Here is a 22,929-nt window from a genome sequence, read left to right on the forward strand (position 1 = left end):
GCGCCGTATGTGAGCGATGAGCAGCCATGTTTCAGCGCTGGCGATGGTTTGCTCCCAGTCTTTGGCCAATCTGCGGCAACGGCCAAGCCATGCAAACGTGCGTTCGACCACCCAGCTGCGGGGAATATGCTCATCCTTTCTTGAATGTCCGCTTCCTCAGCAAGCTGTCGGACCATCGCCTTGGCGTCTTCGATGCGCTCCATGTTTTGAACAGCCCGGTCTCCAAAATAATAAGGCCACGTTTTCAAATTTGCATAAGGGTCGCGATGGGCTTTGCCTTCCCGCCAAGGACTCTGATCGTCATGCAAGGGCTCATAGCCGGCCAGAATGCGTTCGCGCGTATACTGGCGGTCCACGCGCCGAGTGGCATTGTAGTCAAGACCAGCAAGTTTTAAATTCTCCGCAAAACGCAACCTCAGCGCATGCAGAAAATCCCCGTGGATGTCGCTATGCAGCCGCCCGCCGAAGTCCGACAATGCCCTGACGACAGCATGGGCATGGATGTGGTCCGTATGGTTTTGGTGAATACCCCACACGGATTTAAACCCCTTGGCGGTGAAGGCCCCATCTACGGTGACGCGCACCGCATTTCGTAACTTGCGCTCCACCCCCTCCTCCGTTCCATCCTCCGCGATGGAAAAGACAAAATGCCACGCCTGGACATGCCGCAACCGCTCGCGCCCACCCATCGCATGGAGCGCCTCCAGATTTCTCTTCTTGAGATGTTTCAGGGCGGGCGGCGACAGGTTGTCCCCATCGGAAACCAATTCCCATGTTTTATGGATCTACGGCACGGCGCAGCTGATCGACTGGTGCCAGAAGGCCGGATGGTCGTATCGGATTCGACTGAAGGGCAACCTGACGCTTAGCCACGAAGGTGCCGAAATCACGACGGGGGAAGTCGCTACTCATATTCCAAATGGTGTAAAAGGCGCTGAACTTTACGGCAGCGGCGTGAAGACCAACATCGGCGTGTTGCACGAGAAAGGCCACAAGGAGCCGTGGATCATCGCCATGGACGCCGCGCCTTCGGCTTATACGGCGCTTGATTATGGTATGCGCTGGGGGATCGAAAATATGTTCTCGGACTTTAAATCCCGAGGCTTCGGTCTCATGCAAAGCCAAATCCAAAAGCCTGATCGCATGGAGCGCCTGATTCTAATTATGAGCATGGCTCTTTACTGGGCAACATCCTGCGGTATGTTTGCGGAAACTCAAGCCGTCGTTGACGGCTTAAAAAGGGGACTCTGAAACAAGCCCTGCGTTCCCTTGTCTCGGTATTCCGCCTAGGTTTGCGCTTCCTCCGACGATGTGGCGCCATGGCAATCCCCATTCCACCCCTTTGGGCGGTTTGGTGCGAGGTCAGTCTATGCGATTAGAAAATTGAAGGGTGGTAAGTAGTTGCACACAAGCCGGAAGATGTGTATCGTCTGCTGATTTATCAATCAGAACTCTCGGCAGAGTGCTGCCCTGTCAAGACCCACCGCACGAGCGGCACATCTACGATGATGAGAGAAACGGTTTGAATGACGAACGACTTTCCTTGGATTGTTCGATGGAAACTCGAAAACGGCGCATCGAGCAACGATTTGGTGCCGGAATGTCCAGTGCCCTTGCCGAAAGAAGTGGGCTGGGAAGCCATTTCACCAATTTCCGCAGGATCGGGAGTGTGCGCATTTCACTACAGGGGCGAGTTGCATCAGCCAGCGACCTTCTACGCCGATATTAATCCAGACACTGCTTTTGCGGATGAACCCAGCCTAATGATCCGGGTCGTCGATAGCGGCCACGTCAGGACCATCTTGTCCGATGATATCGTTGAAAGCCAGGGAAGGTACGGGCTGTATCTCTTGGACCCAACGGCTAAGCATGCATTGTGGAATCGCCCTAATGAAGTCAATGAGGCGTTCGTTTTGCAGGTTTCGTGCAGCGAATTACGAAAAATGGTGGGGGCGCAATATTTGGGCGCGCGGATTGAACGCGCTTTGAGTGGCCGCCCTGACTTTTTCTGTGCGGCCCCGCGCGTCTCGCCGGTATTGCTGCGTGCGGTGAGGGATATCCGGCACGCTCCATTCGCCGGCCCCTTCTCTGAACTCTATCGCAGAGGCAGGATAATTGAGGCGCTGGCGGTGGCGCTCGGCGATTTGGATGATGGTATCCCAAGCGAGGTCCGGCGAGTGGTTTCCGCCGACGCGCGCAAGGCGGGACTTGCGCGGGATATTTTTATGGCCGATTTGCTTAACCCGCCGTCGGTCGAAAGCTTGGCCGCCCAGGTGGGAGTCTCGCAACGGCGGTTGAATGCCATCTTCAAAGACGCATACGGAATGACGGTTTTTTCATGCATGGTGGCGTGGCGTTTGGATATGGCACGGACCATGCTTGATAGCGGTGAATTGTCCGTAAAACAGGTCGCCTACATGTTGGGTTATTCGCATCCCAACAATTTCGTCCATGCCTTTGGCCGCAGGTTCGGCACGTCACCCGGCCGTTGGAAAAACAAGGATTGACAGGCCGCCTTTTTCCGAGGCGCGCCAGACAAATACCAGCCCTTCTCTGGTGCGCACAGATTCGAGCGTACATGCATACTGTTTTGACCAACTCTCATATCCAGCAGACCTAACTGTCCCCTGCCCGCCCTGATAATATGCAGCAGAAAATTCTGCGTAATATCCCATAGGGGGCCAAGGGGATGATCCATCCGAGTGTCCGGTTCAATTACATTAACAAGGCTACCGCAAATAATCGCGATTCCCTAGATTTGTGCCCTATGGCTGCATCTGTGGTGCTATTTGTCGCCATTATGGCGAGTTCATCGTCGGCCAAGGCCGATCCCTTGAGCTTGGTGTTGGCGGACCTGATGAACTCCAGTCCCCGCTTGGCTGCGGCTGAAGCCGATTGGAAAGCTGCGGGCGATCGAGCTTCCGAAACTTGGCGCAAGGCATGGACCCCGCAACTGGATCTGACATTCTCGCAGGGCTATCAGAATTACCAAAAGCCCGATGCAGCAACGCGGTTCTATGACGCCCGGACCTCGTCCGCGCGAATCACGCAGCTAGTCTACGATTTCGGCAAATCTTCTTCGTCAGTTGCGGAAGCGGAGGCCGTCACCGCGCAGAATCAGGTCGCCTACAAGGCGGTCGGTCAGGGCCTGCTCCTGGAAGCGCTGACCGCTTTCATCAGTGTCCAGCGGTCCCACCAAGTGCTTCGTTTTGCCCGCGATTCGGAAGCAAATATCCGTGAGCAAACCCAATTGGAGAACGCCCTGGTCGAGAGCGGAAAGGGCTATGCGTCCAATGTCCTTCAGGCCAAGGCCCAACTGGCCGGGGCCAGCGCGCGGCGTGTGCGCGCTGAAGGCGCGCTTGATGTGGCGCAGGCCCGGGTCAAGGCCGTGTTCGGTGGCCAAGCCGATCGCCTCTCCTATAAGGATGCCATGGCGTTCCCCGAGGAACATCTGCCCGTTTCCCGCGAAGCCGCGCACGATCTGGCACTGAAAAATAATCTTCAGATCGCCCTGGGGCAATTGCGGTCGGATGCGATCCGCGAACGCAAGTGGAGCACCACGGCTGGCGAATTCGCCCCGCGAATTGAACTTATCGGCGAAGCCGGGCGCAATTCCAACAGCGACGGTACCGTTGGGATGGTGGATAACCGCAAGGCCGTCCTGCAAGTCACCCTGCCGTTTAATGTTGGGCTTGGCGGCGTGGCTGCGGTGGAGGCGGCAGCCAAGGAATTGCTGGCCAGCCGTCGTCGTGAAGACGACACCCGCAATCTGGTCATTGAACAGGTCGATATCTCCTGGCGCAACCTGAAGACCGCCAAGGAGAACATGGAAAACCTCTCCAACCAGATGAATATCGCCTCGCAATTCCTTGAGATCGCTCGCCAGGAACGGCAGGTCGGCCGCCGCACATTGCTGGATGTCCTTACCGCCGAAACCAATCTGATCAATGCGCAAAGCGATTATATTTCAACGACCTATGACCTCTCCATCGCAGCATTCACCCTATTGCAGGCGATTGGTCAATTGGACGTGTCGTTCATCCGCGAGGACCTAGCCAAGTTGCACGAACTTCCCGGGCGGAACAGCCCGCTGCCGGCGCAATTCGATTCGACGAGGTAAGCCATGAATGACCAATCGCGCGCCGACAATATGATCCAGGATGGGGAAAGCCAAGTGACTGAAAATTCAGAGCAAGCTTCGGCCCCGGAAGATACTGGAACGCCGGACGCTGATAGTCATGCGGGGGAACAGGTTGCCCAGGCGGCTGAAACCCAAGGGCAGGACGCGCCCACCGGGGAAGGAGCGACCGGGGAGGGCGTGACGGGCGAGCAGGACGCGCTGACGGAGGGCGAGGCCCCGGCGGAAGCTGTTGAGGGCCAGCCGGCACCGGAAGAGAATGCCGACACCGAAACGGATAAAGCCGCGCTGCAGGCCGCCAGGGACACCTTCTCGGCCGCGCGCGGCACCGGCGCCGACATCAATGCGGCATTGAACGATGCGGCGGACGCCGCCCGCCAGGAAGCCTTGCGCACCGGCGCAACCGAAGCCGCAGCAGAATTGACGGCCATTAAGGCGCGCGAGGCGTTGTCGTCGGCCCTGATGCAGGGAATCGGGCAGGACGGATTGAACGACGTCCGCGCCAACCAGACCGACTTCGCCCCGGCTTCGCAACGGGGGACGCCGCCGCAACCGGAACCGCCAGGGGGGCTTCCACAAACCCGCGGTGATGCGACGGGAGGCAACGGGGGCGCTCGTCCGACGAATAATGATTTGGCGCCACCCATTTCATCCGGCAATCTTGACCAGCAGACGCAGTCAGGCTTAGCCACCTACGGCAATAGTCAGGTTTCACTGGGGGCGCGCCAGACGTCGCAATCCCTGGGTGTCGATCCGGGCATGTCCAATACGGCACTGGTCGGGCAGTTCGTGAGCCAGAAGCTCGGCGTGGGAGGGACGTTATTCGCTCCCGCCGGCGATCCTGTCCATGCGAATGCCGGCAAGGATGCGGCCCAGATCATCCGGGGATCCAGGGAGGCAACCGGTCAAAATCTTAATCAGGTCGGCGGCGGGCAGGTCATCGTTGAGCCGACGGTCAGCAAATTCACCCAGCCGGGGCAGCAGCCGCTGGGCAATGTGGACGCCCCCCCCGTTACCAATACCACTTCCCCTAAGGCAGTGGTTGGTTACCCTGACGCAGTGGTTGGCGTCCGCCCCGGGCAGACGGTTTTCGAGGGCGGTGCGGGCGTGCCGCGCACGGTGACGTTCCAGGTCGAGCGCAGCAACGGCTATGCCGCGGGAAGTGTCTCGTGGAATGCCTCGGGCCTTCGCGCCGACGACTTCGCCAGTGGGACGATCCCCAGCGGTGTGGTCGCCTTCGGCGCGGGGGAGGTGGTCAAAACGGTCACGTTAAACCTTGCAGCCGACCGGTTCATCGAACAAGACGAGGTCGTCACCCTTACGCTTAGCGCGCCTTCAGGGAAAATGGTCCTCGCTCAATCGGGAATCAGCGCAGATGCATCCGTGCGCAACGATGACGGTATCGTCTGGGTGACCGCCGCCGCAACTTCGGCGCGGGAGGGCACCACCGGCCAAGCCACCGTGCTGAGTTTCGTCGTCAACCGCACCGAAGACGGCGGAGCCGCCAGCGTGGGCTGGCGCGTGACCGGCCTGAACGCGGCCGATTTCGGAGGCACCCTGCCATCGGGCACGGTGCAGTTCGCCAATGGCGAGGCCAGCAAGACGGTTACCGTTTCAGTTCCCGGTGACGACGTGGTGGAGGACAACGCCACCGTCACCTTCGAGCTGCATTCTCCTGACGGCAATCTTACTCTGGACGGCACCCAGTGGCGCGCTCAGATGGCGTTCGCCGACGACGATACGGGCGGATATTCCATCGCAGCCGCTTCGGCCGATAAGGCCGAAGGCGCAGTCGGGCAGACGACGCCCTTTACCTTCACCGTTACCCGATCAGTTGGCGTAGATGCCCCGGCCAGCATCGATTATCGGCTGATTCAGGTCGGTTCAAGCTTCGCGGATGTCTCGGACTTCTCGGCAGGGCAGGACGGCTTGGGCAGCAACGGTGGACTTCCCAGCGGGGCTGTGTCGTTTCAGGCTGGCGAGTCTTCGAAGACGATCACCGTCAATGTGGTTGGCGACAGTGAGCGGGGGAGTGACGAATCCTTCGCCATTCTTCTGGCGAACCCTCCAGCCGGTGCCCGCGTGTTGCAGGGCGAGGCGACGGGAGTGATTCGCAACGACGATTCGTCGTTCTCGATCACGGCCATTTCCGCCGACAAGAATGAAGGCAGCGGAACAAACACGGCCTTTACGTTCCTGGTGACCCGCGCGGGCGACCTTTCCGCTGCGCAGACCGTCAATTACGCGGTTCAGGCCCATGGCGAGGCGCCCGCGGATGCGGCCGATTTCGGCGGATCGCTGCCCAGTGGAACCGTGACCTTCGCCGCCGGCGCGGCCACTGCGACGGTGACCGTCACCGTTTCGGGCGACAGCCAGATCGAGGGCCAGGAAGGCTTCCGCATCGCGCTGCTCAGCCCGTCCAGCAATTCAACTGTCCTGACATCGACCGCCATCGGCACCATTCGGCAGGACGATTCCACCATCGCCATCCATGCCCTTGACGCGGTCAAGGTCGAGGGCGCGACGGCGACGACCGGCAATGCCCACAGCTTCGTTATTACCCGTGGCGGCAATCTGGCTCAAAGCGTCCAGGTGTCGTGGTCGGTTCAGGGCACCGGCGACAACCCGGTCAACGCCACCGATTTCGGCGGCACGCTTCCCACCGGTTCGGTGACCTTCGCTACTGGCGAGACGTCGAAGACCATCTCGTTCACCCCGCAAGGCGACCTGACCTACGAGCAAAGCGAAAGCTATGCAGTGGTGGTGTCGACGACGCAAACGGGCGTGGCGATCCTGACCAATTCCGCCAGCGGTCTGGTGGTCAACGACGAAATCGGCCTGACCGTGACGGCCACCGACTTGGTGAAGGCCGAGGGCGACACGGGCGCCCCCGTCCTGACCTTCACCGTCACCCGTTCGGGGGTGATCCAGAATTCCTCCACCGTGGATTGGGCGGTAATCGCAACCGGGGCCGACGGCGTGGATGCGGCCGATTTTGTCGCCGGCGTTCTGCCGTCGGGAAGCCTGAGCTTCGCACCGGGAGAACAAAGCCTTCTCGTCACCCTTCCCATCACCACCGATGCCGTGGTTGAAGCGGATGAAGGTTTCGTCATCCGTCTGTCCAACGCCAGCATCGGCTCGCAGGTCATCGTCAACGACGCGGTCGGCACGATCCTCAACGACGACGCCCTGTTCGCCGTTGCCGCCGACACGCCAAGCGTTGCCGAGGGCCAGTCTGGCGTCACCCAGGTGACGTTCCGTGTCACCCGCAGCGGCGATACGTCGGGGACGGATTCCGTCAGCTACGCCGTTGCCGGCAGCGGCGCCAACGCCGCGAGCGCATCGGACTTCCAAGGGGGGACTCTGCCCAGCGGCACCCTGACCTTCCTGGCCACCGAGACCGAGAAGCTGGTGACGGTGAACGTCGCCGCCGACAGCATCATCGAGGCGGCGGAACAATTCACTCTGTCGCTGTCCTCTCCCAGCGTCGGTTCGCTGCTCAGTTCGACCGCGTCCAGCGCCACGGCCACCATCACCAATGATGATGACCAATTGTCCATCGCGGCGGCCAGCGCAGATGCCGCCGAGGGTGGTGTCGGCGGCGGTGCCGCGCTGACCTTCACGGTGACCCGCACGGGCGACACATCGACGACCTCGACCGCCAACTGGACAGTTGCGGGGCAAGGCGCCAGCCCGGCCAGTGCCGGGGATTTCCAGGCCACCAACGGAACGGTCACCTTCGATCCCGGCGTCACGTCGCGCACCATCACGGTAAATGTGGCCGGCGATTATTCCAACGAATCCGACGAAGCCTTCACCATCACCCTGTCGGGCGCCAGCGCCGGCACCACGCTGGGAACCGCCTCGGCCAACGGGACCATCCGTAACGACGACACCGGCTTGGCAATCGCAGCGACCACGACCAATTTGACCGAAGGCGACAGCGGCTCGAAGACCCATGTCTTCACGGTCACCCGCTCGGGAATCGTGACGGGCGCCACCACGGTGGATTGGACCGTCGGCGGCGCGGTGAATGCTTCGGACTTCGCCGTGACCTCGGGCACTTTGTCGTTCGGGGCGAATGAAACCAGCAAGACCATCCAACTCCAAGCCCTGGGCGACACCGAGGTGGAAGCCAACGAGGCGTTCACGGTTACCCTGTCCAACGCCAGCGGCAACGCCCACATCCAGACCGCCAGCGCCAACGGCGCCATCGTCAGCGACGATTCCGGCTTGGCGATCGCGGCGGTGGCGGCAACGGTCAATGAGGGGGCGAGCGGTTCCGGCACCACCATTCAGTTCACGGTCACCCGCAGCGGCAACACCGCAGGGACCTCGACGGCCAATTGGAGCTTGTCGGGCGACGTGAATGCCGCCGATTTCGGCGGCGCGTTGCCCAGCGGCACCGTAACCTTCAATCCCGGCGTCACCACCCAGACCATCTCGTTGGCGCTGTCGGGCGACGATGTGGTGGAGTTGGACGAAGGCGTCACCGTCACCCTGTCGGCGCCCAGCGCAGGAACGTACATCACCACGGCTTCGGCCTCGGCCACCGTGGTCAATGACGACACGTCGCTGGCGCTTCCGGGCAGCGGGGCAAGCGTCGCGGAAGGCGCGGATTCGACGACGAGCCAAATCACCGTCACGGTCACCCGCGCCGGTCGCACCGATGGCGCCACCACCGCGCAATGGCGGATGACCGGGGGTACGGCCAATACCAACGACTTCCAGCCTGGTCAGGATTCCTTGGGCGACAATGGCGGGCTTCCCAGCGGCACCGTCATCTTCGCCGCCGGTGAAACCACCAAGGACATCGTCCTCAACGTCAAGGGCGACAACGCGGTCGAGACGGACGAGACGATCCAGATCACCTTGACCGATCCCGGCGGCAACGTCGAGGTAGTGACGGGCACGGTCACGGCGACCATCACCAACGACGATGTCGGTTTCGCCATCGCCGCCCTTGATGCCGTCAAGTTCGAGGGCAATAGCGGGACCACCGATTTCACCTTCACGGTGACCCGCGCGGGCAATGTTTCCAGCGCGGCGACGGTGGATTACGCCGTGCTCACGGCCTCGTCGGGGAACAGCGCGGATGCGGGCGACTTCCCGTCCGGTTTCCCGTCTGGAACCGTATCCTTCGCGGCCAACCAGTCGCAAGTGACGCTGACCATCCAGGTATCTGGCGATACGGCTGTGGAGACCGACGAGGACTTCCGTGTCCAATTGTCCAACGCCAAGCTGGCCGACAACACCCCCCAGACCATCGTGACCGCCGAGGCATCGGGGACCATCCGCAGCGAGGACGTGACCTATTCGGTTGCCGCCAATCAGGCCAGTTGGGCCGAGGGCAATTCGGGCACCACCGCCATGGTCTTCACGGTCACACGTAGCGGCGACACCAGCGAAGCCAGCACGGTTGCCTATGCGCTGACCTCGCCCAATGGCGGTTCTGGGGCCGATCTCGTGGGCGGCGTCTTGCCGTCGGGGACACTCTCTTTCGGTGTCGGCGAGACCAGCAAGACGGTGACGGTTGACGTAGTAGGCGACACCGTGGTGGAGGCCGACGAGACCTTCACCCTGACGCTGTCTTCACCATCCAAGGGCGTGGTGACCGGGGCGACCGCCTCGGCCACGATCACTAATGACGACTCGTCCTTCGCCATCACCGCCAATTCGGCCAACCATACCGAGGGCCATTCGGGTTCGTCCAATGCGCTGTTTACGGTAACCCGCAGCGGTGACCTCAGCCAAGCCGCGACGGTCACCTGGGCGGCGCAGGCAGGCAACGGCATCGACGCGGCCGATTTCGGCGGCAGCGTGCCCAGCGGCACCTTGAATTTCGCGTCCAACCAAAGCACGGCGACCATCACCATCGGCGTCGCCGGCGAAACGACGGTAGAAAACGACGAGACGCTGTCGGTGACCATCAACGGCGCCAGCGTCGGCACCATCACCAATGCCACCGCCAGCACCACCATCATCGGCGACGACGACAGTTTCGCCATCGCAGCCGACGCGGCATCGGTGGCCGAGGGGCATTCCGGCGCGCGCGCGGTCACCTTTACCGTGACCCGCACCGGGCCGGCTCATGGGTCGAAGACCGTCAATTGGGCGGCAAGCGGAATGCAGACCGCCGATTTCGTCGGCGACCAGATTCCCAATGGCACCCTAATCTTCGCCGACGGCGTGACGTCGCAGACCATCACGATCAATCTTGCCAGCGACACCACCGTCGAGACCGACGAGGTCCTGACCGTTTCCCTGTCGTCGCCCTCGACGGGGGCCATAATTGGAACGTCCAGCGCCACCACCACCGTCACCAATGACGACGCCCAGGTGGCGGTCACCGCCCAATTGGCCGACAAGGCCGAAGGCAACAGCGGAACGGTGCCCTTCACCTTCGAAGTCACCCGCACCGGCTTCCTGACCCAATCCAGCACCGTCCAGTGGCGGGTTGCGGGAACGGGCTCCAACGACCCGGTCGCGGCTGACTTTTCCACCGGCGACGGCATCGGCGACAATAGCGGACTGCCCAGCGGCACGGTCTCTTTCGCCTCGGGCGAGACGACCAAGACCATCACCATCCAGGTCGCCGCCGACAGTGCTCTGGAAAACAATGAGACATTCCAGGTCGCATTGTCCGGTCCATCGACCGGCACCGTGGTTGGCGGGTCGGCAGCCGGCGGCACCATCCAGAACGACGATGCCGAACTGAACTTCACCGGGACTACGTCCCTGACCCAGGCCGAGGGCGATAGCGGCTCGGTGGCCTATAGCTACACCATCACCCGGACGGGCAACACCAGCCAGATTTCCACGGTGAATGTGGGCGTGTCGGGCGGCTTGAGCGTTGGTGAATACAGCCTTAGCGCAAACTCCATCACCTTCGCCTCGGGCGAGACATCGAAGACCGTGACGGTGAACGTCAACGGCGACAATTCTGTCGAAAGCGATGAAAGCTTCACCGTCACCCTGAGCGGTGCAAACGCGGGCACCAGCGTCGGCACCACGGGAACCGCCAGCGGAACCGTGTTGGAGGACGACACCGGAATTGTCGTTTCCGGCGGCACAGTGTCCAAGGCCGAGGGCAAGACTGGGGAAACCGACACTTATAGCTATACCATCACCCGGTCTGGATCGACCCGCGAAGCAACGTTCAATCTGTATTGGGGCGCGTACGATCCGGCAGGATTGTTGGAGGATCCGGCATCCAGTGACGATTTCACTTCGGCTGTCGTCAGCCGTCAAGCCGGCGGCACCGATTCCCTTACGTTTGGGAACAACACGTTGTTGACCTTCGCCGCTGGAGAAACCTCGAAGACAGTAACCGTCACCGCCACCGGCGACAATACGGTGGAAGACGACGAGTGGTTCCAGTTGTACGCTCAATCGGGCGGTGCGGCCTCGGTGGACTCGTGGAGCGGCACAGTCTATGGCGAATTGCTGCGCGACGAATCCGGCATCCGCAGCCAGGGCGCGGTGGAAAGCATAGGATCGCAATCGATCCAGAACTCCATAACCGAGGGCGACACGGCCTCTGATGGCGGCAGCGGGGCCACGACTACGGTGACGTGGTGGTTCGACCGCATCTACAGCACATCTGGGACCGCATCCTTCGACTGGTATGTGCAGCCTTCGTCCACCAATGCCGAGGATTGGGCGGCGGGGCAGGACGCCTTGGGAACCAAGGGCGGCTATCCCAGCGGAACCGTGACGTTCGCCGATGGGCAAGCCAACGCCTATGCGACCTTCAGCATCGCCACTGACAATATCGGCGAGTTCGGGGAAAACTTTTACGTTTACGTGGAAAATCCCAGCGGTGGCAGCAGCATCTCCTCTCAATACAGCAGCGCAACCATCGTCAACGACGATACGGTGTTCTCGGTGGCGTCAAACGGAACCGTGGACGAGCCTGATACCGGCTCTGCAAACGTCGCATTCACCATTACCCGAGACGGCGACACCCGTGGCACCGACACGGTGGATTGGAGCATTACGCTCCCCGGTTCAGAAACCGGAAACGAGGCAATCGATACTCCTGGCGAATGGTACAAGCTTGATCCGTCGGACGTCGATCTCAACAATGTCGGCTCGACCACGGGCACGCCCGCCTGGAATGCCGGAACCCGCACCCTCAGCGGCACCTTGACCTTCACCAACGGCCAGACGTCGCAGACGGTCACCCTTCCCATCCTGGGCGACATATTGCCGGAAAGCTGGCGGGAATACGTCGAAATCAATCTGAGCAATGCCCAAAACGTGGATTTGGGCGAGCCCCAGCACGACCAAGAGACGCCGACCATCCTGGGCTCTTCGGCTTCGGCCTGGGTGTTCGACAACGAACCCGGCAACCTGATCACGGTGGCAGCCGACAAGACCAGTCTTTACGAGGGCACCGATTCGGCTAACACGGTGACCTTCACCTTGACCCGCGCGGCAGCCAATGGCGGATCGATCAACCATCCCATCACCGTGGGCTGGGAGATCAAGAACATGGATCCGGGCGACAGCGGAGAAATTTCCTACCGTGAAGACGTGACGTCGGTTACCGGAAACTCATCGATTGCCAATCATAACCTTAGTTCCGGCAATTACTACGGAACGGTCACCTTCGGTACCGGCGAAACCACCAAGACCGTCACCGTCACCTTCGCAAACGACGTCAATGTCGAGAGCGACGACGCATTCCAATTCTCGATCCTGTCGCCGCGGGACACCACGGAATGGCCGTGGACTTCCACCTATGCCGGCGACAGCGGCGCCTATTCCAGCGAGGATTACGGCTCGGCGGGTGTTGACACAGACAACAATCCGTCGACCACCAATGCCGCCGACGATCCGCTGACCATCACCCTGCTTAACGACGATACCCGCCTGTGGGTTTCCGGACAGGAAGGCATTTCGACCCCGACCCTTTCGATCAGCGAAGGCGACAGCGGGACAAAGTCCATTTCGGTCGCGTTGGTGCGCCACGGCCGGCTGGATACCGACATCACCCTGTCCTATACGCTGAGCAACGGCACCACCGCCAATGGCGACTGGTCCAGCATGAGCGGAACCGTCACCGTGCCGGGCGGCAGCGCCAATCCGGTGCTCACCCTGCCTGTGATCGCCTCGGACACCACGATCGAAAACAACGAAACCTTTACCCTGACCTTCACCAATACGGATACCAGCGTCCGCTTCGGGCACAATGCCAACACTTTGTCCAACACCATGAACGTCAGCGGTACCCTGACCAACGACGACACCACCTATGCCATCGTGGCCGACCAAGGCGCGCAGGTGGAGACCGATCAGGGCCAGACCGCCACCTACACCTACACCGTCACCCGCGCCGCCAACGGCTATGCCGGGGTATCGACGGTGCAGTGGCGGGTGGCCGGGACCGGCGGAAATCCGGCGGATGCCACCGATTTCTCGACCTCAGATGCCCTGGGCGATAATGGCGGGCTGCCGTCCGGCACGGTAACCTTCGGAAACAACGAGTTTTCCAAGACCGTCAGCATCCTGGTTCGCGGCGACATCACCGCCGAAAACACGGAAGCCTTCCAGGTGACGCTGTCCAATCCGTCCCTTGGTCTAATCAGCAGCGGCACGGCAAGCAGCACCATCACCACCGACGACACCGGCATCGCCATCTCGGACGCCGCCGCCGTCACCGAGGGCGACAGCGGGTCGCAGAATGTCACCTTCACCGTCACCCGCTCGGGCGACCTGACCGTCACCTCGACCATGAACTGGGCGGTCAACCACCAAAGCACGGATGCGGCGGACTTCACCGGCGCCACTTCGGGAAGCTTGACCTTCACTTCCGGCGAATCGTCGAAGACCATCACGGTGGCCGTGGCCGGCGACAACAATCTGGAGAACGACGAGACCTTCTCGGTCCTTCTCAGCAGTTTCACCAACGTCGACGAAGTGCTCGACAATTCCGGTGCCGGCGGCATCCTCAACAGTGACGCGTCGTTCAGCATCGCCGCCACCTCGGCCGACAGGCTGGAAGGGGCCGGTGGCCAGACCTTCACCATCACCCGCGATCGCTCCACCGCCCAGAGCCAGACTATCGCTTGGCAGGTGCAAAGCGTCGCTGATGGCGCCGTCGCGGCCGATTTCGGCGGTTCGCTGCCGTCGGGAAGCGTGACCTTCGCCCCCGGTGAACTGACCAAGGTCATCACCATCACGCCCACCGATGACGGCGTGGCCGAAAGCGACGAAGCCTATAACGTGGTGATTTCCGGCGGTGCCGGAACCACCGGCGACACCATCACCACGGCAACCGCCGGCGGTATGATCCGCAACGACGACGCGGCGATCGCCATCGAGCAGGTGGTGGCGACCCAGGCCGAGGGGCATGGCGATACAACGTATTCTTTTACCGTCCGGCGGACCGGCAACACCTCCGGCACCTCCGACGTGAATTGGGCGGTAACCGGAAGTGGTGCCAACCCGGCGGTTGGCGCGGATTTCAGCGGCGGTACGCTGCCCTCGGGCACGGTCAACTTCTTAGACGGCCAATCGGTGAAGACGATCACCCTGACGGTGGCCGGCGATTCCGTCGTCGAGACCGACGAGGGCTTCACCGTCACGCTGTCCAATCCGGTCAACGCCACCATCGTGACCGCCACCGCCACCGGCGCAATCACCAACGACGACGCCTCGGTGGCCATCGCCGCGACGGATGCCGACAAGGCCGAAGGCAATTCCGGCCAGACCCCGTTTACCTTCACCATCACCCGTACGGGCTATCTGGGCACGTCGGCCTCCATCAACTGGGCGGTGACGTCGGCCCAGGCGGACGGCGCCGATTTCAGCGGCGGTGCGCTGCCGACAGGTGTGGCGACCTTCGCATCCGGGGCGGCCACGGCCACCGTTACCGTCAATGTCCAGGGTGACGTGACGGGCGATGGCGACGAAGCCTTCAGCGTGACCCTGTCCAACCCGCCGGCCGGCGTGACCATCAGCACCGCGACGGCCACCGGCACCATCCGCACCGACGACATCGTCTTCGCCGTCGCCTCGCCCGGCGCGATGCTGGAGGGGGATGCCGGCACGACAAATTTCAATTTCGTCGTCACCCGCGCCGGCAATCTGAGCGGAAGCCAGACCTTGACTTGGACGGTGGCCGGAATCGGTGCCGATCCGGCCTCGACCGGCGATTTCGGGGCCACGACCGGCACCGTCACCTTCAACGCCACGGATACCAACAAGACCATCTCGGTGCCGGTGCTGGGCGACATTGCGGGCGAGGCCCATGAAGGGTTCCGTCTGACCCTGAGCGGGCCTGGGGGCGTGGTGTTCACCAACACCACCGCCGACGCCACCATCACCGACGACGAGGCCTCCCTGCGGGTCGCCGCCTTGGATGCCGTGAAGTTCGAGGGCGGTGCCGCCACCACCACCGACCTGACCTTCCGCGTCACCCGTTCGGGCAACACCACCAGTTCGGTGACGGCGGATTGGGCCTTGGTCCACGGCACCACCGAAGGGGCGGATTTCACCGGCACGACGACCGGCTCCGTTTCCTTCGGCTCGGGCGAGACCGAGAAGACCATAACCGTCACCGTTCAGGGTGACGTCTCGGTGGAAGCGTCCGAGAACTTCACCGTCCAATTGTCCAACGCATCGGCGGGCGCCGACATCATCACGTCCAGTGCGGCAGGAACCATCCGCTCCGACGACACCCACTGGTCTTTGTCGCTGGTCTCCGCCGCGACCCAGGTTGAGGGTGACGCCACCGGCACCACCTTCACCTACCGCGTCACCCGGGATGGCGGCCTGAACGCTGGCGCCGTGGACTGGTCGGTGGCCGGCCAAGGGGCCGATGCTGCAACCATCGAGGATTTCGGCGGCGCGTTCCCGACGGGAAGCGTGACCTTCGTCGATGGGCAGGCCACCAAGGATTTCACCGTCACCGTCCTGGGCGACAACGTTCTTGAGCCCGACCAGGGGTTCCGTGTGACCATCGCCAATCCCACGGGCACGGGCGTCCATACCCTTGGGACCACCGCGGTCGATGCGACCATTGCCAATGACGACGACACCCTTGCCATAACCGCCAGCTCCCTGTCGGCGGTGGAAGGCGATTCCGGCACCTCAGCCCTGACCTTCACCGTCACCCGCACGGGCAGCCTTGCCGGCACGTCCACCACCGGCTGGCGGATCAAGGCCGGTAGCGGCACCGACGCCGCCGACTTCGTAGCCACCTCGGGCACGGTCACCTTCGGCGACGGCGAGGCCAGCAAGGTCGTCACGCTGGCGCTCAGGGGCGACACCACGGTTGAGTCCAACGAAAACTTCACCGTCGAGCTTTATAATCCCGGAGCGGGCAGCGTGATCACCGGTGCCGAAGCCTCGGGCACGATCACCGACAATGACATCGACCTGACCCTGACCGGCACGACCGTGTCGATCATGGAGAACGCCGCACTCCGCGAACTCGTCTACACCGTCACCCGCACCGGGCGCTCCGATGGCGTGACCACGGTGAACTGGGCGGTTTCCGGCAGTGGCGCATCTCCGGTTTCGGCGGCGGACTTCTCGGGCAACCAGGATGTCCTGGGCACCAATGGCGGCTTGCCGTCGGGCACTATCACCTTCGCGGCGGGCGAGACGGTCAAGCAGATCGTGTTCACCGTGACCAATGACGGCAGCCACGAAGCGAATGAGACACTGACCCTCAGCCTGTCGTCGCCTTCGGGCAACGCCGAAATCGCAGCCAACAATTTGACAGGCACCATCCTCAATGACGACGATTCACTGGCCGTGGTGGCGGTGGATGCCGACAAGCAGGAAGGCGCAGCCTCGGCGACCACTAATTTCACCTTCCGCATCGACCGGACAGGCAGTCTGGATGGCGCCGCCAGCGTGAACTGGAATGCTGCGGGGATCGGGGATCACCCGTTGGCGGCGGCCGAATTCGTCACCACCTCGGGCACGGTCACTTTTGCCGACGGCCAAAGCAGCGCCGTGGTCACGGTTCCGGTTCGGGGCGACGCCGTGGGCGAATTCGACGAAACCTTCCGCGTCACCCTTTCGGACGCCAGTTTCGGATCGACCATCATTGGCGCCACGGCCGATGGAGCCGTCCGCAACGACGATCCCGCTTTGTCCATCGCCGCCGATCAGGCCAGCAAGGCGGAAGGTAGCGGTGATACCACTTTCAGCTTCACCGTGACCCGCACCGGCAGCACGGCGGGCGTTTCCTCGGTGGCCTGGGCGGTCCAGGGCAGCGGCACCAATGCCGCCGATGTACTGGATTTCGGCGGCTACCTGCCATCGGGAACCGTGACCTTCGCCACCGGTGAAACCACCAAAACTATCAACGTTACCGTTGTCGGCGACAGTGTCGGCGAAAAGGACGAAACCTTCTCGGTGGTGCTTAGTAGCGCCGTTGGGGCGGACATCATCCTTGACCGTGCACAGACGACCATCAACAACGACGACACGGCACTGTCCATCGCCGCCACGTCGGCGGACAAGGCGGAAGGCGATAGCGGCACGACGCCGTTTACCTTCACCGTCACCCGGTCGGGCCAGACCTCGGGGGCGTCCAGCGTGGACTGGGCGGTCACCGGATCCGGCGATTTCTGGGCCGACGGAGCAGACTTCGCGGGCGGCGCCCTGCCCACGGGAAGCCTGAACTTCGCGGATGGTGAATCCACGAAGACGATTACCCTCAACGTGGCGGGCGATTCCACGGCGGGCCAGGATGAAGGTTTCACCGTCACCTTGTCTAATGCGGTCAGCGGCACGGTGACCAACGCCACCGCTTCGGGCACCATCCGCAACGACGACAGCGAAATCGCCATCAACACCCTGGCCTCCAGCGCTGCCGAGGGCAATGGCGGCGCCACCGCCCTGACCTTCCAGGTCACCCGGACCGGGGACACCACTAGGACTGCTTCGGTGGATTGGCGGGTCGTCGGTGCCGGTGAAGCGCAAGCCGATGGCACCGATTTCGTGGGCGGGGTGTTGCCCACCGGAAGCGTGACTTTCGCGGCGGGAGAAAGCACCAAGACCGTCACCGTTCAGGTGGCCGGCGAAACCACAGCCGAGAACACCGAGAACTTCGATGTCGAGTTGATCAATCCGGGCGCCAATGTCAGCGTCAATCCGGTTTCCGGCAGCGCGCGCGGAACCATCGTGGCCGATGACATCGGCCTGTCCATCGTCGCGGTGGCGGCCAATAAGGCCGAGGGGCGCGGCTCCTCGGCGACGCCCTATACCTTCAAGGTCGTGCGGACCGGCTCGACTGAAAATGCCGTGACGGTTAATTACAGCGTGGCCGGCGTCGGCGGCAACGCGGCCAACGCGGCCGATTTCAGCAGCGCCATGACCGGCAGCGTGGTGCTGGCGGCAGGCGTCGCCAGCACGCTGATCACGCTGGACGTGGCCGCCGACACGGTGGCCGAGGCCGACGAAACCTTCCGGGTCAGCATATCGGCGGCCGGGGCCTCGATCCTGACCGGAACCGCCGACGGAACCATTGTCGATGACGACAGCGGCTTTTCGGTGGCGGTCAATCAGGCCAGCTTGGCCGAGGGCGGCACCGCCGCCGCCACGGATTTCATCTTTAACATTACGCGGGCAGGCGACGCGACAGCCGTCCAGTCCGTCAATTGGGCGCTTACAGGCTTGGGGGCCTCGGCCGCCGACGCCAAGGATTTCGTGGGCGGCGTCCTGCCGACGGGTTCTTTGGTCTTCGCGTCGGGCGAGACCACGAAGCAAATCACCGTGCAGGTGGCGGGCGACACCGACGTGGAAGCCACCGAGCATTTCCGCATGACCATCAGCGGCGGGGCCGGAATCGTCATCGTCGATGCCACGGCGGATGCGACCATCTCCGCCGACGATACGGCTTCGGCGGCGGACGACCGCCTGATCGGCACCTCGTCGCCCGACAATATGGATGGGCTGGCGGGCAACGACCTGTTGCATGGCGGCCAGGGCTATGACGTCCTCACCGGCGGGGCCGGGGCCGACCTGTTCCATTACGAAGCGCCGGGCGAAGGCGGAGACACCATCCTCGATTTCGTCAGCGGCACCGACCGCATCACCTACGTGGCGTCGGCCTTCGGCAATATCGGTGCCGGCGGCGGCGCCATCGATGTCGCCTCCCTGGCTTCCTCGGGAGGGTTGGCCGATGCCCTGTCCGCCATAACGGCACATGCCGATTCCGACTTCTACCGTCTTGATTTTGCCTCAGGCACGTTCCGCTTCGGGACGGGAAGCTCCGGCGAACTGGACGATTTGGAGGCGGCGATGACCAACGGCAATCATTCGGGCGCGGCGTTCTTCCTGATCAATGACGGCAGCAGCCAGGCCCGGCTCTATTATGACGCCGACACCAATAGCGGCGCTGATGGCTCGGGCATGGTGGAAATCGCGGCCCTCAACGATTTCGGATCCGCCACCGGCAACACCGACGAAATCATTCAGCCTCATGCTGCGCTGTAGTATCCGCTCATGAAGCTCCTGATCGCCCGCATGTGGGCAACACCGAGGTTCGGGGGAGAGTTGGCGCTCGCCTCCGTTCTGATTAATCTGCTGGCACTGGTGTCGTCGGTCTATTCGATCCATGTGATGAACCGCTATCTTGGTCAGGGCGTGGACGCCACGCTGGTGACGCTGACAATCGGCGCCGCCATCGCCGTGATCATGGAATTCTGGCTGCGTCAGGCCCGTCTGCGCATGGCGCAATTGTTCTGCGGCGGCATCGAACGTGAATATTCCGGGCTTGCCTTCACCGCGTTCGGAACGGCGCGCTTCCAGTTGTTCGAGCAAATTCCCCTGGGGCAGCGCCGCGAGGCCCTGGCTGGCTTGGTGACGATCCAGCAAGGAATTAATGGCGGCAATCTGGCCGCCATTCTTGACGGTCCTTTCGCGCTTTTGTTCATTTTCGCGTTGTCGCTGCTCAGTCCCATCCTTGGTCTGCTTGCCTTGGCCGTGGCCCTGGTTCTGACGGTTTTAATCTTCGTCATTCAGCGGCGCATGGCCGAACCTGCGGCCGAGATGGTGAAGCATTCGGCGCGCACCAGCGGGCTGGCTCAGTTCCTTGCGGGGGGCGGTGAAACCATCAGGGCCTTCAACTGCTATTCCGGACTGCAACGCCGGTGGGAAGAGGGGCAAGAGGACCTTTCAGCCCTTCGCCGGCTAGTCCAACGTCATCAGAATTTGGTGCAGCAATTGACCCAATCGGCCACGACAGTCCTGACCATCGGCCTGTTCGCCGTGGGCGCGCGCGAAGTTGTTGCCGGCGATCTCAACGTCGGCAGCCTTATCGGCGCGTCCATCCTGGGAACCCGCGCGCTGGCCAGCATCGGCCGCGTCGCGCAACTGGCCGAGCCGCTGGAAAAGGCCCGGCATGCCATCGGCCAGTTGGACGCAATGGCCAAGCTGCCGACCGAGCGTCAGCAGGGCAGCGTACCGAGAACGTTGAAGGGAGAGGTGCAGGCGGTTGACCTGTCTTTCCGCTTCCCCGGTCACCCCCTGCCGTTATTCGAAGGGCTGAATTTCACCTTGCAGGCCGGTGGCGTGATGGCCGTGGTGGGTGGCAACGGCACCGGCAAGACCACCTTCGCCAAGCTTCTCACCGGTTTGCTGGAGCCGGATCGCGGGCATCTGAAGGTGGACGGCATGGACCTTAGGCATCTCGTGCCCGAATGGTGGCGGCAACAGCTCGTCTATCTGCCGCAGGAGCCGATCTTCTTTGACGGCACGGTCCGGGAGAACCTGACCGTGCTTGCACCGGACATGGATGACGCGACCTTGCTCGACCTGTGTAATGGCCTCGATCTTGGCGGGTTCCTGGACTCGTCACCTGATGGCCTGGACATGCCCTTGCGGGGAGGAGGCTCCACGCTGCCATTGGGGATCCGGCGCAGGTTTGCACTGGTGCGTGGCCTTGCCGGGGGCGGTCGCGTCGTCATCCTGGACGAACCAACCGAGGGCGTGGACGCGCAAGGCTGCCAAGCCATCGCGCGTCAATTGAACGAAATGGTCCGTCGCGGTTGCACGGTCATCGCCATGACGAAGGATGATTTCATCATTCGGGCGGCCCAAATGGTGCTGGACCTGAACCAAAAGCCGACACCCCGGCTGGTGACGGCTCCGGCTGGGGCTCCCGCTGAGATGGCACCCGAACATGCATGAACGCCTGCACGCCATCTGGAACCGGCTGGAAACCTGGGCTGATCATCCCCGCATTCGGCTGGCCGTTGCCTATTTAACCGCCGGCGACTCCCCGGAACTGGGGCAGGTTCGGGGAGAACGACGCCTCGTCCGTCTGACGGCCCTCACCATGCTGCTGTTCACCGTGTGGGCGGCCCTGTTTGAGCTGGATATCGCGGCACATGCGCCCGGCAAGGTCGTTCCCGCGGGACAGATGAAACGAATCCAGCATCTTGAAGGCGGCATCGTCCGCGAGATCCATGTCAAGGAAGGCGAGGTGGTGAAGGTTGGTCAGCCCCTTGTCGAGTTGGAAAGCACCGCCTCGGAAGCTGACCTTCAGGAGATCGAAACCCGCATCGGCACGTTGAAGGTCAATGCCATCCGCTTGCAGGCCCAACTGGATGGCGCCAAAGGTCTAGTGTTTCCCGCGGAACTGATCGCCACCTATCCCAACCAGATAGCGAGCGCGCGGGCAATGTTCCGCGCGCAACGCGACCGTTTGATCAGCGCCGTTTCGGAGCAGGAACTCAAGATCAAGCAGAGGGAGGCCGAACTCGCCGAGATCGGTACCCGGCTCAGCCACTCCGTCGGCCGTCACAAGATCCTGTCGGAGCAGGTCGCTATCAACCAAAAGCTTCTCTCCCAGGGGTTGATGAACGAGTACGAGCATTTGGAACTGCGCAAGGAAGAGCAAAGTCTGCGGGGGGGGATTGCGGAATCGCGCGCCGCTCTTGGGCGCCTTAAAGCCGCTCTCGAACAGGAAAACGTGGCGCTGCAATCTCTTCGTCTAGGCGAGGACGAGCAATTGCGCAAGGAATTGGGCGAAACCAGCCGCGAACTGGCCGAATTCAGCGAGCGGGTAAGGAAATTCGCCGACAGCCGTGCGCGCACGACGATCCGCGCTCCGATTGACGGCGCCGTGATGACCCTTTACGTGGTGACGGAAGGAGGAGTGGTTGCTCCGGGCGGCACCGTGCTGAGCATGGTGCCCGGCGGCGACCGCTTGGTGGTCGAGGTCCGCCTGCCTGTCGGCGAGGTGGGCTTCGTACGCCCCGGTCAACGGGCACGCTTGCAACTGGTTTCCACGGCTGGGCGCGGCTTCAGCCCTCTGGACGGCAAGGTCACCCAGATCAGCCCCGACAGCATCGCGGAACAGGACCAGCAGCCGTTCTACCTTGTCCGGATCGCTCCAGCGGCCGACGCCTTCGCCGACGATGTCGCACGCTACTCTTTGCGCCCCGGAGTCGAGGTCGAGGCATCGATCGTGACGGGCAGCCGCTCGGTCCTCAGATATGTCCTTGATCCATTCCTTGGCAGCCTGAAAAACGGTCTGAGCGAGCGATGATGGATCTGACATTTGGCAAGGTCTTTAAAAGCAGATCGGAAGCCGAGACTGAAATTCTTATTGGCGACCTGTTCGTAGGACCAGGAAAGAAGCGGGGAATTTGGACCGTACGCGCTGTTTATAGAAGAATGGGCCTACCTACCCATGTGAGGTTGGATGGCGGTTGCGCAGACAGGGAAATGACGATTGCGGCATCTGTTGTTTTGGACCGCCGCCTGTTTCGCCGCGCCTGAGTCAGCGCCCGAAAAGCCCTGCCCCCACGGGTGGTGCT

At 62.5% G+C, this 22,929-nt stretch carries 7 protein-coding genes and 1 pseudogene; 7 read left to right on the plus strand and 1 reads right to left on the minus strand.

Features of this window, described 5'->3' with window-relative positions; translation table 11 throughout:
* Nucleotides 1-132, minus strand: a pseudogene (locus BEN30_RS17925) (transposase); the annotation flags it as partial.
* Between the two features lie 615 nt (nt 133-747).
* Between BEN30_RS17925 and BEN30_RS08235 the strand changes: the two are divergent.
* The 7 genes from BEN30_RS08235 to BEN30_RS08265 all read left to right on the plus strand — a co-directional run bounded on the left by BEN30_RS08235 (nt 748) and on the right by BEN30_RS08265 (nt 22,891).
* Nucleotides 748-1,251, plus strand: coding sequence for a transposase (locus BEN30_RS08235; protein ID WP_069957868.1), 504 nt, complete (start codon nt 748-750; stop codon nt 1,249-1,251).
* Nucleotides 1,252-1,526: 275 nt separating this feature from the next.
* Entirely contained in the window at nt 1,527-2,507 is a 981-nt protein-coding gene (locus tag BEN30_RS08240; RefSeq protein ID WP_069957869.1) for a helix-turn-helix transcriptional regulator, read from the plus strand.
* A 260-nt stretch (nt 2,508-2,767) separates the two neighbouring features.
* The gene (locus tag BEN30_RS08245) at nt 2,768-4,120 is read left to right on the plus strand and encodes a TolC family protein (RefSeq protein WP_069957870.1); all 1,353 of its coding nucleotides are present in this window, start codon (nt 2,768-2,770) and stop codon (nt 4,118-4,120) included.
* A gap of 3 nt (nt 4,121-4,123) precedes the next feature.
* On the plus strand, nt 4,124-19,600 hold the full coding sequence (locus BEN30_RS08250; RefSeq protein ID WP_069957871.1) for a Calx-beta domain-containing protein: 15,477 nt from the start codon (nt 4,124-4,126) through the stop codon (nt 19,598-19,600).
* 9 nt (nt 19,601-19,609) lie between these two features.
* A complete protein-coding gene (locus BEN30_RS08255) occupies nt 19,610-21,295 on the plus strand; it encodes an ATP-binding cassette domain-containing protein (protein WP_069957872.1) in 1,686 nt (561 codons plus the stop codon).
* A complete protein-coding gene (locus tag BEN30_RS08260; protein ID WP_084005275.1) occupies nt 21,288-22,658 on the plus strand; it encodes an HlyD family type I secretion periplasmic adaptor subunit in 1,371 nt (456 codons plus the stop codon). The genes BEN30_RS08255 and BEN30_RS08260 overlap by 8 nt, the downstream gene beginning before the upstream one ends.
* On the plus strand, nt 22,655-22,891 hold the full coding sequence (locus BEN30_RS08265) for a hypothetical protein (protein ID WP_069957873.1): 237 nt from the start codon (nt 22,655-22,657) through the stop codon (nt 22,889-22,891). The genes BEN30_RS08260 and BEN30_RS08265 overlap by 4 nt, the downstream gene beginning before the upstream one ends.
* The last annotated feature ends 38 nt before the right edge of the window (nt 22,892-22,929 follow it).

Source organism: Magnetovibrio blakemorei (assembly GCF_001746755.1).
Lineage (GTDB): Bacteria > Pseudomonadota > Alphaproteobacteria > Rhodospirillales > Magnetovibrionaceae > Magnetovibrio > Magnetovibrio blakemorei.

What these genes read in the sequence shown, in the direction of transcription:
- BEN30_RS08265 (WP_069957873.1), top strand. Translation starts at nt 22,655, where the DNA reads ATGATGGATCTGACATTTGGCAAGGTCTTTAAAAGCAGATCGGAAGCC.
- BEN30_RS08245 (WP_069957870.1), top strand. Translation starts at nt 2,768, where the DNA reads ATGGCTGCATCTGTGGTGCTATTTGTCGCCATTATGGCGAGTTCATCG.
- BEN30_RS08250 (WP_069957871.1), top strand. Translation starts at nt 4,124, where the DNA reads ATGAATGACCAATCGCGCGCCGACAATATGATCCAGGATGGGGAAAGC.
- BEN30_RS08260 (WP_084005275.1), top strand. Translation starts at nt 21,288, where the DNA reads ATGCATGAACGCCTGCACGCCATCTGGAACCGGCTGGAAACCTGGGCT.
- BEN30_RS08240 (WP_069957869.1), top strand. Translation starts at nt 1,527, where the DNA reads ATGACGAACGACTTTCCTTGGATTGTTCGATGGAAACTCGAAAACGGC.
- BEN30_RS08255 (WP_069957872.1), top strand. Translation starts at nt 19,610, where the DNA reads ATGAAGCTCCTGATCGCCCGCATGTGGGCAACACCGAGGTTCGGGGGA.